Source organism: Saccharopolyspora sp. ASAGF58 (genome assembly GCF_012277335.1).
Lineage (GTDB): Bacteria > Actinomycetota > Actinomycetes > Mycobacteriales > Pseudonocardiaceae > Saccharopolyspora > Saccharopolyspora hattusasensis.
The window spans coordinates 7,740,252-7,754,855 of sequence record NZ_CP040605.1; the positions used below are offsets into that span (position 1 = coordinate 7,740,252).

At 69.1% G+C, this 14,604-nt stretch carries 10 protein-coding genes and 1 pseudogene; 2 read left to right on the forward strand and 9 right to left on the reverse strand.

Annotation, left to right across the window (positions count from 1 at the left end):
- Positions 1-101: 101 nt before the first annotated feature.
- Entirely contained in the window at positions 102-761 is a 660-nt protein-coding gene (locus FDZ84_RS36260) for a PaaI family thioesterase (protein WP_168589509.1), read from the reverse strand.
- Positions 758-835 (reverse strand): annotated as a pseudogene (locus FDZ84_RS41415) (enoyl-CoA hydratase); the annotation flags it as partial. The pseudogene FDZ84_RS41415 and the gene FDZ84_RS36260, both read right to left, overlap by 4 nt.
- 72 nt (positions 836-907) lie before the next feature.
- Here FDZ84_RS41415 and FDZ84_RS36265 point away from each other — a divergent pair.
- Entirely contained in the window at positions 908-1,048 is a 141-nt protein-coding gene (locus FDZ84_RS36265) for a LysR family transcriptional regulator (RefSeq protein ID WP_168589510.1), read from the forward strand.
- 156 nt (positions 1,049-1,204) lie between these two features.
- Positions 1,205-2,386 carry a lytic transglycosylase domain-containing protein gene (locus tag FDZ84_RS36270; RefSeq protein ID WP_168589511.1) on the forward strand — a complete coding sequence of 394 codons (1,182 nt, stop codon included), beginning with the start codon at positions 1,205-1,207 and terminating at the stop codon, positions 2,384-2,386.
- A gap of 74 nt (positions 2,387-2,460) precedes the next feature.
- Here the strand turns inward: FDZ84_RS36270 and FDZ84_RS36275 are convergent, their stop codons facing one another.
- From FDZ84_RS36275 to FDZ84_RS36305, 7 genes are all read right to left on the reverse strand, one after another.
- Complete coding sequence (locus FDZ84_RS36275; protein WP_210435344.1) at positions 2,461-3,687, reverse strand: RNA-guided endonuclease TnpB family protein; 1,227 nt, start codon at positions 3,685-3,687, stop codon at positions 2,461-2,463.
- A gap of 180 nt (positions 3,688-3,867) precedes the next feature.
- The gene (locus FDZ84_RS36280; protein ID WP_168589513.1) at positions 3,868-5,319 is read right to left on the reverse strand and encodes a glutamate synthase subunit beta; all 1,452 of its coding nucleotides are present in this window, start codon (positions 5,317-5,319) and stop codon (positions 3,868-3,870) included.
- Positions 5,312-9,877, reverse strand: coding sequence for a glutamate synthase large subunit (gene gltB / locus FDZ84_RS36285; RefSeq protein WP_168589514.1), 4,566 nt, complete (start codon positions 9,875-9,877; stop codon positions 5,312-5,314). The genes FDZ84_RS36280 and gltB overlap by 8 nt, the downstream gene beginning before the upstream one ends.
- Before the next feature lie 493 nt (positions 9,878-10,370).
- Complete coding sequence (locus FDZ84_RS36290) at positions 10,371-11,684, reverse strand: glycosyltransferase family 87 protein (RefSeq protein ID WP_210435345.1); 1,314 nt, start codon at positions 11,682-11,684, stop codon at positions 10,371-10,373.
- A 208-nt stretch (positions 11,685-11,892) separates the two neighbouring features.
- The gene (locus FDZ84_RS36295) at positions 11,893-12,375 is read right to left on the reverse strand and encodes a cupin domain-containing protein (protein WP_168589515.1); all 483 of its coding nucleotides are present in this window, start codon (positions 12,373-12,375) and stop codon (positions 11,893-11,895) included.
- Between the two features lie 16 nt (positions 12,376-12,391).
- Positions 12,392-13,423: an Rrf2 family transcriptional regulator gene (locus tag FDZ84_RS36300; protein WP_168589516.1), complete on the reverse strand. Its 1,032-nt coding sequence runs from the start codon at positions 13,421-13,423 to the stop codon at positions 12,392-12,394.
- Positions 13,424-13,432: 9 nt separating this feature from the next.
- Positions 13,433-14,398: an ABC transporter substrate-binding protein gene (locus FDZ84_RS36305; RefSeq protein WP_210435346.1), complete on the reverse strand. Its 966-nt coding sequence runs from the start codon at positions 14,396-14,398 to the stop codon at positions 13,433-13,435.
- Between the last annotated feature and the right edge of the window lie 206 nt (positions 14,399-14,604).

Consider the following 14,604-nt stretch of genomic DNA (forward strand, 5'->3'; position numbering starts at 1 on the left):
TTTCGCAGAGCTCTTCGGTGAACTTGTCAGCCCGACGTGGTCCGTGCGGGCTCGGCCGAGGGCGATGTGCTCGCGCTGCACCCGGCCATCCTCGACGACGGTCACACGATGCGCTCCAGCTCTCCGAACAGTCGCTTGTTCTGCTCGGAGTTGGGCACCACGAAGGCGCCTTCGGCTTCCACCAGCACGGTGCCGGGGTCGTCTGCGGTGCTTATCGTGGCCACCGAGTTCGTCCACCGCCCGTCGAGCCGCACCACCCGGCCGACGATGCGCAGCGGCGTCGTCAGTGGCACCGGGCGCCGGTAGCGCAGCGACAGCTTCACGGTCATGCCGGGCTTGCCGTTCGCCGCGTGCGCGTGCCCGAGGATCTGGTCCAGCAGCAGCGCGCTGATGCCGCCGTGCACGTAGCTGGGCGGGCCCTCGTAGGCCAGGCCCAGCGTGCAGGTGCCGATCGCGATCCCGTCGACGATCTCCACCCGCATCGGCGGCGCGATCGGGTTGCCCGGCCCGGCCGCCGGGTTGTAGAGCCGCCGGGGCCGCCGACCATCGTCCGCAGTGGCCGGTTGGCCGCGCTCGCGGCGCGCGGAGGACAGCGCCGGCACCAGGGCGCGGACCTGCTCCGCGGCCTCGACGAGGGTCTCGGTGTCGACCTCCGTCGACACCGCCGCCTCGGTCAGCTCGCGCAGCGCGGCACCGAGCTCGCGCACCGCGCGGCGTCGGTCCCGCAGGTCGGATTCGGCGTCGTACGACAAGGCGCTCATTCACCTCGCCAAACCGGTGCGCGCTTCTCGGCGAACGCCCGCGCGCCCTCCTGGGCGTCGGCGGAGGTGAACACCGCGGTCTGACGCAGGTCCAACACCGCACACGCCCATAACCACGATCAATTACAGCCTCCTATCCTGCGGTGATGGATCTGCGGTCGGTTGAATACTTCATGGCGGTCATCGACCACGGTAGCGTCACGACGGCCGCGCAGGCCCGCTACATCGCGCAGCCTTCGCCGTCGCAGGCGATCCGGAGCCTGGAGCGGCACGGGATGCAGCTGTAGTGCGCGCGATGGCCGTCGTGCCGCTGAGCCATTCGCCGCAACCTTCTGGTCGCTTGGCGTTCGCGGTGCCGACCGCTTCTGGTGGTTCACAATGCCGTCACTTTCCGGAAAAGTCGGGCCCCGACATGGCCAAACCGGCGTGGAGGTGACGGGAAGTTGGGTCCGGACGGCCAGTTCAGCCGTGGCGAGCGGTTCGGCCGTGGCGAGCGGTTCACCGCAGTGACGACCAGCCTGATGGTCGCGTTGTTGCCGGTGCTGGCGCTGCACGGCGATTCCCCGATCGAACCCGCCGACCAGTCCACGCAGGCCGCGCCGGAACTCCCGCCGGGCGTGGCCGCCGACGGAGAGCTGCCCGCCGACGATCGGCTGAGCCCGGAGTTCCTGGAAGAGGTGCGCACCGAGCCGGACCTGTCCGCGCACGCCGAGCCCGCCGACCAGGTGCCACCCGGCCCGCTGGGCATCCCGGCACCGGCGCTGGCCGCCTATCAGCGCGCCGAGCGGACGTTGGCACGTACCGATCCGGGGTGCGGCCTGCACTGGTCGGTGCTGGCCGGGATCGGGCGCATCGAGTCGAACCACGCGCGGTCCGGCCGGGTGGACGTGAACGGCCGGACCCTGTCGCCGATCCTGGGGCCGCAGTTGTCCGGTGGACCAGGTGTGGCCGCCATCCGCGACACCGACGGCGGCCGACTGGACGGCGACCGGACGTGGGATCGCGCGGTCGGTCCGATGCAGTTCATCCCGTCCACCTGGCGCAGCCACGCCGCCGACGGCAACGGTGACGGCGTAAGCGACCCCCACAACGTCTTCGACGCGACGCTCGCATCCGGCCAATACCTGTGCAGCGGCAACGGGAATCTCCGCGACCGCGCGCAGCTGGCGGCGGCGGTGTTCCGCTACAACCACTCGGAGTCCTACGTCCGCTCGGTGCTCACCTGGGCCGACGCCTATGCCCGCGGCGCCATGCCCACCCCCAGCGACGCTTCGATCCCTGGCGATCCAACCCTTCTCGCGTTCGCCCCGCCACCACCGGTCGCCGCCCCGGTGCCCGGTGGCGGAGCAATGGCCGCTCCCCCGCCCGCCGCGGCTCCACTTCCCGCCGCCGCACCACCTCCCGCCGCCGCTCCACCTACCGGCGGAGCTCCGCCACCTCCCCCACCAGTCGCGACCACGCCGCCACCACCACCGTCGTCCGAGCCGCCTCCCCCACCACCACCATCGTCCGAGCCGCCACCACCGCCACCATCGTCGTCCGAGCCCCCTCCGTCGTCCGAGCCACCGCCTCCGACGAGCTCGGCGCCGCCGCCGAGCAGCTCACAACCACCGCCCAGCGCCTAGCAGCAGCCATACTGGCCGCATGGGCACAGTGCCCGCCTCCATCGAAGGCATCTGAGTTGACTTCCTCCCCACGCCTAAAGGCGGGGGAGTCCAACCTTCACAGGTTGGGTTTCCTGCTTCATAGCCGACTGCGCGCGAGCAAGCTCGCCCCGGCTTACACCAGCTCCACAGGCATCGCCGGATTTCCACCCGGCTACCGCTCGACCAGCGGCAAGGATGTTCTTCGCGGCGTTGTGGTCCCGGTCGTGCCGAGTGCCGCAGTCGGGGCACCTCCAGTGCCGCACCGACAGTTTCAGGTTCTTCAGCAGGTGCCCGCAGTCCGAGCAGGTCTTCGAACTCGGGTACCAGCGGTCAACGACAACGACGACCTTTCCCGCCCGCTCGGCTTTGTATTCAAGCTGGCGCCGGAACTCGCTCCACCCGCAATCGGAGATCGCCTTGGCCAGTTTCCGGTTGCGGACCATGTTTCTCACCGCGAGGTCTTCGACCGCGACCAGGTCATTGTTACGAACCAGGTCCGTTGACGTGCGGTGCAGGAAGTCCTGCCGCGCGTGCCGCACCTTGCGGTGCGCCCGAGCAACCTTGGCCTTAGCCTTGCGGCAGTTCGCTGAACCGCGCTGCTTGCGGGCCATCTGACGTTGATAGCGGGCAAGGTTGCGGGCCCTACGGTCCACGTGCCCAGCGTTGGGGATCTTCTCCCCGGTGGACAGGACAGCGAAGTCCTTCACACCCAGGTCAACGCCGACCGCGCGGCCGGTAGCCGGGGCGTGTTCGGGCTCGTCGGTGTCCACGGCGAAGGTCACGTACCAGCGGCCGTCAGGCTCGCGGGAAACGATCACCATCGTCGGATTCAGAAACTGAAGAACCTCTGCACCCCAGGACCACACATACTCAAGCGGCGCGTTGTGCTTGGCCAGCTTCAGCTTTCCATCGCGCAGGCTAAACGCGCTGCGCGTGTAGTGCGCCGACCGACGTCCGTTACGCGACTTGAAGCGCGGGTAGCGAGCACGTCCAGCGAAGAAGTTCGCGTAGGCGGTGTGCTGGTGCCGCAACGTCTGCTGCAACGGCACCGACGACACCTCGGACAGAAACGCCAGTTCTTCGGTCTTCTTCCACGCGGTCAGCGCGGCGTCGGTCTCCTTGTAGGAGGTCTTTTTGCCGGTTGCGTGGTAGCAGCGGTGGCGTTCGGCGAGGGTCTTGTTCCACACGAGGCGTACGCACCCGAACGTGCGGCCCAGCTGGGCCGCTTGTTCGGGGCCGGGATAGGCCCGAACCTTGTACGCCGTCCTCACACTGATCATTTTACACAGCGGGCCGACACCAGTAATCATCTGGTGGGATGGCTACCGCTGGACGCGTTAATCACGGCTTGACGTGCTTCCTCCCCACGGATAAATCCGGGGGCCTCCGCACTACGTTTCTGAGGTGAGGGGCACCCTTGGGCGGGTGAACCGCTCAAGGGTGCCCCTCACCTCGAATAATTACGTGATTGGGCGGTCTGTTGGGGCGATTGGAGTTGGGAGGATGGCTCGGCCGGTCAGGTAGTTGTCGACTCCTGCTGCCGCCGAGCGGCCCTCGGCTATCGCCCAGACGATCAGGGACTGGCCTCGGCCGATGTCCCCCGCCGTGAAGACCCCGTCCACACTTGACATGAAGTTCTCGTCGCGGGCGACGTTGCCGCGTGCGTCCAGGGTGACGCCCAGCTGTTCCAGCAGACCTGTTCGTTCCGGGCCCACGAAGCCCATCGCGAGCAGCACCAGCTGTGCCGGGAGCTCCCGCTCCGTGCCTTGCACCGGCTCGAAGCCGGCGTCGGTGCGCCGCACCTCCACCAGGCGCAGCGCTCGCACCTCGCCTTGGTCGTCGCCCAGGAACTCCTGGGTGTTGACCGAGTACAGGCGCTCCCCGCCCTCCTCGTGCGCCGAGGAGACCCGGTAGATCATCGGGTAGGTCGGCCACGGGTGCGACTCGGATCGGGACGCCGGCGGCATCGGCATGATCTCCAGCTGCGTGACCGAAGCCGCGCCCTGCCGGTGCGCCGTGCCCACGCAGTCCGCTCCCGTGTCACCGCCGCCGATGACCACCACGTGCTTGCCCTCGGCGTAGATCGGCGAGCGCGCCAGGTCGCCCTCCTGCACCTTGTTCGCCAGCGGCAGGTACTCCATCGCCTGGTGCACGCCGTCCAGCTCACGCCCCGGCACCGGCAGGTCGCGGGCCTGGGTCGCACCGCCCGCGAGCACCACCGCGTCGTAGTCGGCGCGCAGCTGCTCGACCGTCACGTCCACGCCGACGTTCACGCCGGTGCGGAATTCGGTGCCTTCGGCCCGCATCTGGCCCAGGCGCCGGTCCAGCCGGCGCTTCTCCAGCTTGAACTCCGGGATGCCGTAGCGCAGCAGCCCGCCGATGCGGTCCGCCCGCTCGTAGACAACCACCCTGTGGCCCACGCGGGTCAGCTGCTGCGCCGCCGCGAGTCCGGCGGGCCCGGAGCCGACCACTGCGACTTTCTTGCCCGTGACGGCGCGAGGCAGCTGCGGCCGGATTAAGCCGTCGTCCCAGGCCTTGTCGATGATCGTGATCTCGACCTGCTTGATGCTGACCGGATCAGAGTTGATGCCGACGACGCAGGCCGTCTCGCACGGCGCGGGGCACAACGTCCCGGTGAACTCCGGGAAGTTGTTCGTGGCGTGCAACCGCTGCGCGGCCTCCTGCCAGTCGTCCCGCCACACCAGGTCGTTCCACTCCGGAATCAGGTTGCCCAGCGGGCAGCCCTGGTGGCAGAACGGGATCCCGCAGTCCATGCACCGGCCGGCCTGCTTCCGCAGCTTGGGCTGTTCCAACTCCAGGTAGACCTCGCGCCAGTCCTTGATGCGCACGTCCACCGGGCGACGCTGCGGCATTTCCCGCGGCGTCGTCATGAATCCCTTGGGATCAGCCATGTGCGGCCTCCATGATCGCCTCGTTGACGTCGCGCCCGTCGCGTTCGGCGGCGCTTCGGGCTACGAGCACCCGCTTGAAGTCCTTCGGCATGACCTTCCCGAAACGTTCGACCGCGGTGTCCCAGTCGGCCAGCAGTCCCCGCGCCACGGCCGACTCGGTCTGCTCGTAGTGCCGCCGCAGCCGGTCGTGCAGGAACTCGCGGTCCGCGTCGTCCAGCGGGTCCAGGTCGACCATCTCGGGGTTGATCCGCTTGGGGTTCAGGTCCAGCAGGTACGCGATGCCGCCGGACATGCCGGCCGCGAAGTTGCGCCCGGTGCTGCCGAGGATCACCACGCGACCACCGGTCATGTACTCGCAACCGTGGTCACCGACGCCTTCGACGACGGCCACGGCACCCGAGTTGCGCACCGCGAACCGCTCGCCGACCACGCCGCGCACGAACATCTCGCCACCGGTCGCGCCGTAGAGCAGCACGTTTCCGGCGATGATGTTCTGCTCGGCCGCGAACGGCGCCGAAGCGTCCGGGCGAACCACGATTCGCCCGCCGGACAAGCCCTTTCCGACGTAGTCGTTGGCGTCCCCCAGCAGCCGCAGGGTGATGCCCCGCGGCAGGAACGCGCCGAAGGACTGCCCGGCCGATCCGGTGAACGTCACGTCGATGGTGTCGTCCGGGAGGCCTTCGCCGCCCCACCGCCGGGTCAGCTCCGAGCCGAGCATGGTTCCGACCGTGCGGTTGACGTTGCGCACCGGCATGTCCAGCCGGGCCGGGGTGCCTTCCTTCAGGGCCCCCTCGCACAGCTGGATCAGCGTGTTGTCCAGCGCCTTCTCCAGACCGTGGTCCTGTTCGGCGGTCTGGTGCCGCGAAGCGCCGCGCGGCAGTTCCGGCACGTGCGTGATCGGCGCCAGGTCGAGACCCTGCGCCTTCCAGTGCCGCACCGCCTCGGAGGTGTCAAGCAGGCCGGCGTGCCCGATCGCCTCGGCGAGTGTCCGGAATCCCAGCGCTGCCAGGTATTCCCGCACTTCCTGCGCGATGAACTCGAAGAAGTTCACCACGTATTCGGCCTTGCCGGTGAACTTCTCGCGCAGCTGCGGGTTCTGGGTGGCTACGCCCACCGGGCAGGTGTCGAGGTGGCAGACCCGCATCATGATGCAGCCGGAGACCACCAGCGGCGCGGTGGCGAAACCGTACTCCTCGGCACCCAGCAGAGCCGCGATCACCACGTCGCGGCCGGTCTTGAGCTGACCGTCGGTCTGCACCACGATCCGGTCGCGCAGGTCGTTGGCCAGCAGCGTCTGCTGCGTCTCGGCCAACCCGAGTTCCCACGGACCACCCGCATGCTTGATCGACGACAGCGGCGAAGCACCGGTGCCGCCGTCGTGCCCGGAGATCAGCACGACATCGGCGTGCGCCTTGGACACCCCCGCGGCAACCGTGCCGACCCCGACCTCGGACACCAGCTTGACGTGGATCCGCGCCCTGGGGTTGGCGTTCTTCAGGTCGTGGATGAGCTGCGCGAGGTCCTCGATCGAGTAGATGTCGTGGTGCGGTGGCGGGGAGATCAGGCCCACGCCCGGCGTGGAGTGCCGGGTCTTGGCCACCCACGGGTACACCTTGTGGCCGGGCAGCTGCCCGCCCTCGCCGGGCTTCGCGCCCTGCGCCATCTTGATCTGGATGTCGTCGGAGTTGACCAGGTACTCGCTGGTCACGCCGAACCTGCCGCTGGCGACCTGCTTGATCGCCGAGCGCCGCGAATCGCCGCTGGTGTCCGGGGCGAAGCGCTCGGCGTCCTCGCCGCCCTCGCCGGTGTTGGACTTGCCGCCCAACCGGTTCATCGCGATGGCCAGCACCTCGTGCATCTCCTGCGAGATGGAGCCGTAGGAGATGGCGCCGGTGGCGAACCGCTTCACGATGGACGAGACCGGCTCGACCTGCTCGATCGGCACCGGTTTTCGCGCGCCCTCGCGGAATTTGAACAGCCCGCGCAGGGTCATCAGCTCCCGCGACTGGTCGTCGACGGCCCTGGTGTACTCCTTGAACACCTCGTAGCGGCCGCTGCGGGTGGAGTGCTGGAGTTTGAACACCGTCTGCGGGTTGAACAGGTGCGGCTCGCCTTCGCGCCGCCACTGGTACTCGCCGCCGACCTGCAGCGTCCGGTGCGGCGCCGCCACGCCGTCGGACGGGTAGGCCCGGCGGTGGCGTTCGGCGATCTCCTGCGCCAGCACGTCGAATCCGACGCCGCCGAGCCGCGAAGTGGTGCCGGTGAAGCACTGCTGCACGACCTCGTCGCCGAGCCCGATGGCCTCGAAGATCTGCGCGCCGGTGTAGGAGGCCACAGTGGACACGCCCATCTTGGACATGGTCTTGCGAACGCCCTTGCCCAGCGCCTTGATGAGGTTCGCGGTCGCTTGCTTTGCGTCCACGCCCTGGATGACTCCGCCGCGAACCAGGTCCTCGACGGTGGCCATCGCCACATACGGGTTAACGGCGGCGGCGCCGTAACCGATGAGCAAAGCGACATGGTGCACTTCGCGGACGTCACCGGCTTCGACGATCAGGCCCACCTGGGTGCGCTTCTTCTCGCGCACCAGGTGGTGGTGCACGGCACCGGTGGCCAGCAGCGACGGGATCGGCGCGTGCTCGGCGTCGGCCGAGCGGTCCGAGAGCACCAGCACGTGCGCCCCGTCCGCGACGGCGGCCGAGACCTCTTCGCAGATCTCGTCGAGCCGCGTGCGCAGCGCCTCGCCCCCACCTGCGACGTGGTAGGTAATCTGGATCACCGCGGGCTTGAGGCCCGGACGGTCGCCATCGTCGTTGAGGTGCACGATCTTGGCGAGCTCGTCGTTGTCCAGCACCGGGAACGGCAGCGCCAAGTTCCGGCAGGCCCGCGGGTCGTGGTCGAGCAGGTTGTGCTCGGGCCCGACGTGGGTGCGCAGCGAGGTGACCAGCTCTTCCCGGATCGCGTCCAGCGGCGGGTTGGTGACCTGCGCGAACAACTGCGTGAAGTAGTCGAACAGCTGCCGTGGCCGCTCGGAGAAGGCGGCGAAGGGCACGTCGTTGCCCATCGAGCCGATCGGCTCGGCGCCGGTGGTGGCCATCGGCTTGAGCAGGACGCCCAGCGCTTCCTGCGAGTAGCCGAAGACCTGCTGCCGGTGCACCAGCGAGTCGTGCGAGGGCAGCTCGCGCTCGCGGTCCGGCAGGTCCGCCAGGTGCACCACGCCCGCGTCCAGCCACTCCTGGTACGGGAATTCGGCGGCGAGTTCGCCCTTGATCTCGTCGTCGTCGATGATGCGGCCCTTGCCAGTGTCGACCAGGAACATCCGGCCCGGCTGCAGGCGGCCCTTGCGGACGATCTTGTCCGCGTCGATCTCCAGCACGCCGACTTCGCTGGCGAGCACCACGAGCCCGTCCTCGGTGACCCAGTAGCGCCCCGGCCGCAGGCCGTTGCGGTCGAGGACCGCGCCGATTTGGGTGCCGTCGGTGAACGCCACCAGCGCCGGGCCGTCCCAGGGTTCCATCAGGTAGTTGTGGAACTCGTAGAACGCGCGGCGGGCCGGGTCCATCTCGGCGTGGTTCTCCCACGCCTCCGGGATCATCATCAGCACCGCGTGCGGCAGCGACCGGCCGCCCAGGTGCAGCAGTTCCAGCACCTCGTCGAAGGTCGCCGAGTCGCTGGCGTCCGGGGTGGCGATCGGGAACAGGCGCCGCAGGTCACCGGGGATCAGGTCGGTGGCCAGCATGCTCTCCCGGGTCCGCATCCAGTTGCGGTTGCCCTTGAGCGTGTTGATCTCGCCGTTGTGCGCGATGAAGCGGTACGGGTGCGCCAGCGGCCACGACGGGAACGTGTTGGTGGAGAACCGGCTGTGCACCAGGCCGATCGCGCTGGCGAAGCGTTCGTCGCGCAGGTCGGGGTAGAACGCGCCGAGCTGGGCCTCGGTCAGCATCCCCTTGTAGACGATGGTGCGCGCCGACAGGCTCGGGAAGTACACGTCGGCTTCGTGCTCGGCCCGCTTGCGGACGCAGAACGCCCGCCGCTCGAACTCCAGCGCCGTCTCGCCGTGCGCGGCATCGGTGCCGTGGCCGACGAAGAGCTGCCGGAAGCCGGGCATCGTTTCGCGCGCCGAACTGCCGGCGCAGCCGGTTTCCACCGGCAGTTCGCGCCAGCCGAGCAGCCGCAGGCCCTCCTCGGCCACGATCCGCTCGATGGTCGCCACCGCGTGCGCCGCTTCATCGGTGCCGGCAGGCAGGAACGCGGTTCCCGCCGCGTAACCGCCGCTTTCGGGCAGCTCGAAGGGTACGACGGCGCGGAAGAACTCGTCCGGGATCTGGGTCAGCAGACCGACGCCGTCCCCGGTCTCGGGGTCTGCGCCCTTGGCGCCGCGGTGCTCCAGGTTGCGCAGCGCCGTCAGCGCTTTCGCAACCAGGTCGTGGCTGCGCCGACCGCGCAGGTCGGCGACGAAGGCGACACCGCACGCGTCGTGTTCGTTGGCCGGGTCGTAGAGACCGTGGGCAGTGGCGCTACGCTGCGCCGATTTTCTTGCATGGTGGGAAAGGGGCATCAGACCTCCCGTCGTCAGGCCGCGGGCTGCAGCAGGGCATGACCCACCCACTGAGATCCCGCAAGAGCCTTTGGGGGCACTGACAAAAGGATGCGCCGTTGCACTCTTGGTCAGTTTGAGGCACTCTACATAGCGAGCGGCCGAAAAGCTACCGTTGAGTAACGCGAAGTTAAGCGAAGATTACGGGGCTCCCAGCCATTGGGACATCGTTGTCGCAACCCCTGCGGGCTCGGGAATTCTGCACCACGGCAATGTCCATACGCGACCGTTTGGCGCTCCAAGTGGCGTTGTTCACGATCTTCTTGCGGAGCACAGAATCACTGCCCAACACCTTCGGATTCGGTTCTCCAGTCAAGCGTTTTCCGTAATCGACCGCACACCGAGCGTGCAGCACGGCAGAATCATCCGATCGCCGACGAATTCGTCCCGTTGACCGTCCAATGTCGAGCAGATGCCGGAAAACCCGGCGCCGAAGGGGCGCCGGGCAGCCGAATCAACTCCGGATCGCGGGCGTCGCGAACGGTTCTTCACGCGCAACCACCAACGGACAACTTCGGGCAAACCGACCGAGGAGCGTGAGCAGCACCAAACCGAGCAGCAGATAGGGGTTGCCGAACAGGTGCTGCAGCGGCGTCCACGGCGGGCCGGTGGGCAGCATCCGGAACGATGCGACGAGCACGGTCACCAGAGCCACCCCGGCGACCACGAGCCAACCCGGGCTGCGCAGCCGGGCGGCGTAGGCGAGCAGCACCAGCAGCCCGGGCGCGCACCAGACCCAGTGATCCGACCACGACGTCGGCGACACCAGCAGCGCCAGCAGGCCGTTGGCGGTCACGGCGAGCGCCGGCTCGGACCGGCGGATCGCGACCGCCACGACGGCCACGCAGGCCAGCGAGATCACCAGCCACAGCCCGTTCTGCGCCACCGCGGGCAGTTCCAGCCGGGCCAGGCCGCCCATGATCGACTGGTTGGTGTGGAAGGCGGAGCCGCTGACGCCGTGCGCCGGCCCCTTGCCGAACCAGTACTCCACTGCCGCCTGGTAGTTCAGCGCGAAGCCCGCCAGGGTGCCGAGCACGGCGGTCGCCACCGCGGTCACCACCGCCCGGAAGTCCTTGCGGAACAGGAAGAACAGCAGGAAGGCCGCGGGGGTGAGCTTGATCGCCGCGGCGATGCCGATCAGCAGGCCGCGCGGCCAGCGCGGGTTGCGCGTCAGGCAGTCGACGATCACCAGGCCCATCAGGACGATGTTGATCTGGCCGAGCCCGAACGAGGCGTAGACAGGCTCCAGGAACAGCGTCCACGGCAGCAGCGCCATCGCCACCGCGAACGCGCCGCGCCTGCCGACCACCGGCCACAGGTGCCGGGTGACCAGGTACAGCGCCGCGCCGATGGCGAGCAGGTCCACGACGTAGAGCGCGACCAGCCCGGCGACGAACGGCAGCAGCGCGAACGGCAGCAGCGGCAGCAGCGCGAACGGCGGGTACACCCAGGGCAGCACCCGGCCGATGCTGACGGTCGGGGCGGTGTTCATGATGTCGCCACCGGCCAGCCAGGTGTGCACCGCCCAGCGGTACACCTGGTAGTCGATGCCGGATCCCTGGTCCAGCCCGGCCCGGCGCATCAGCACCAGCAGCGCGAAGGATGCGATCAGCAGCGGCACCGAGAGCGCGATGACGGCGCGGGAGTGGTTCACGACGATTCGGCGAAGCCGGCCCGGCAGGCCGCCGAGGTTCAGGACAGCATGGCCGGACTCGAACTGCACCGTGGCCAACTGGGTCCTCTCGATCAGGCGACCGGCGTCGACCACCGTCGCGTGATCACCCGATCATGCCGAGTTCGCCAGGTCGCGGGAAACACCCGTGAACAACCGAGGAACTCTAACCCACCGCCGGCCTCGGCCGGCACGCGCCTCGCCGCCGGACAACGAGTTACCGGGCGGTTCCATCGAGTGATTCCAGCACCTTGGCCAGCAGTTCGCCCAGTTTCTCCCGTTCGTCCGCCGCACGCGGCGGTCCTCAGCTCTCCTCCGGGTCCAGGTGATACAGCTCGGGGAGGTTGACCACGATCGCCTCCTGGGTGCTGCGGGCGATCACCACCACCGCCGGGTCGTTCGGGTCCGGGTTCTCCTCGCGGTGCGGCACGAACGGCGGCACGAAGATGTAGTCGCCCGGCTCGGTCTTGATCCGGATCTCCTCGACGCCGTCGTGGAAGACGAATTCCGGGTGGCCGCTGACCACGTAGATCGCCGTCTCCGACTCGCCGTGGTGGTGGTTGTCCGACGACGTCGACGGGCCGACGTGCGTCTCCCCCATCCAGATCCGCTCCGAACCGACCAGGTCACCGCTGATCGCCGCGAGCCGCCGCATGCCCTCGGTCTGCGCGGTCTTGTTGTCGAGGCCGGCGGCCCGGACGTGGTGCAGCCGGGTGCGCAGCGAGCGGCGCCGCTCCTCGGGCACCGAGGTCGCGAGATCCGGGTGGAACGCGTCATGCTGGGTCATCAGATTCCTTCCTTGCTCACCGATCGCCGACCAGCGGCGCCCCGTCGAGGAACGCGGCGACCTGACGGCCGAGCTCGCGCCACACCTCGGCGCCGGGTGAACCGTTGTGCACCGAGGTGACCCCACCTTCGACCGCTCGCACAACCTCGCCGACGGTGATCTTCTCGGCCGGCCGCGCCAGCGAGTAGCCGCCGTCGCAGCCGCGCTGGCTGGTCACCAGCCCGGCCCGCCGCAGCTCGACCATCAGGTTGACCAGCGAATTCAGCGGGATACCCTGGTTCCGGGCGATGACCTCGCACTTGACCGGTTCGCTGCCGCTCCCGACCAGTTCACGCAGCGCCCGCACCGAGTAGTCGGTACGGGCCGAGATGTGCACCGGAGCGGACCTGCGGGCGCGCGGCGCGGCCGGCGTCTCGGGCAGCAGCACCGCGCCCTTGCCGATCTCCTCGCAGAACAGCACGATGCGCGCGGCCACGCTCCGGTGGAACTTGTCGTTGAGGATGTCGTGCACGCCGTCCTTGAACACCGCCAGCGAACTCTGCGGGTGCTTGGCCGCCAGCGAGGTCACCGGGGCGACCGGCGCGAGCGTGTCCGCGTCGCCGTGCAGCAGCAGGACCGGCACGTCGGGCAGCTGCTTCGGCGGCTCGGGCACGTCCTCGGTCAACCGGCCCCACTCGAACTCCGGATCGTTCTCCAGCAGTTCGCGGTGCACCGGGCAGGACGTGCGCGCCCCGATCTCGTCGGCCCGGTCGACCGGACTCTGCCCCCGGGCGAGCGGGGTGCCCGCGAGGATCAGGCCGTCCGCCTCGATCTCCAGCCCGAGCGCCCACGCACGCAGCGCCCCGGCGTCGGTGCCGACCAGGAACCGAGCCGCGCCGGGCTGGAACCACGTCTCGGGATCGGTGTCCGGTTCCGGCACCACCACGCCGTAGCCGTCGGCGGACAGCCTCCGGCCGAAGCGCTGGTAAACGGCCGGGTTCTCGCCTCTGCCGAGCAGCACCGCCAAGGTGCCGCGGCAGGCCCCCTCAGGAGCCCAAGTCCGGCTCATGTCAACTCCTCACTTGCCGGGGTACAGGTCCCGGTCGCAGGCCTTGGTCACGTCCACCCGCTCGCGCAGCACGCCCGCCTCGTAGTAGCGGTCGGCCACGGCTTGCAGGCCGGCGACCACATCATCGGTCAACGGCCGGACCTCCTGCTTGGTCCGGGTCAGGATCTGATGCGCCACCCGCGGTTCCAGCGACGTCAGCTTCTCGTAGACGCGCTGGTACTCCTCGGGGTGCTCGTCGCTCCACCGCCACGCCGCCTCGAACCGGCGCATCGCGTCGGCCAGCGCCTCCCGCTTGAGCGGGTCCGCGGCGGCCGCGGTGGACACCGACAGGATGCCGTTGCGGCCGTTGATGCCTTGGCCGTCGCGGATCACCCGGGCTCCGGCGTTTTCCGCGATCGACAGGTACGGGTCGAAGGTCGCCCAGGCATCGATGTGCCCGGCGCTGAAGCCCGCCTGCGCGTCTGTCGGCAGGCTGAAGGTGATCTGCACGTCCTGCTGCGTCAGCCCGGCCTCCTCCAGCGCGCCGAGCGCGGTGTAGTGCGAGACGCTGCCGGGCGCGGTGGAAACCACGAGGTGCTTGCCGCGCAGGTCGGCCACGGTGCGGATCGGCGATCCCGGGGGCACGATGATCGCCGTCGATGACGGGGACGCCGCGGTGGCCACGGCAGGCCGGGCCGGCACGCCACCGGCGATGGCCTGCACCGTGGGCGCGTCGGCTGCGGTGGCGGTGTCCACGTCGCCGGAGCGCATGGCCTCGAAAAGCGGTGCCGCGCCTTGAAAGTTGGCCCAGCGGATCTTGTAGGGGGCGTCCTTGAACGCTCCGGACGCTTCCACCCTGGCGCGCAGTCCACCGGCCTGGTCGCCGAGCACCAGGGTCACGTCGGACAGCGATTTGGGCGAGTTGCTTCCGGCGCAGCCGGCCACGGCGAGAAGCACCGCGCCCAGCACCGCCACCAGGGTTCTAGTCGTTCGCACTCTGTTGTCTCCAGTCTCAGCTTGTTGGTGAATGGTCTGGGTGGGTGGTCGCTTAGCGGAACCTGAGAGGTTCCCTGGACTGCGGGTGCCCCTCCTGATGTATGTCCAATACGCGGCGGAGGGGCCGTCCTCGCCAGAAAACCTCTCAGAACCCGCCGATGGTCGTCTTGGCAAGGTGAATGCAAGCGGCTCCGCCGCTTCCAAAG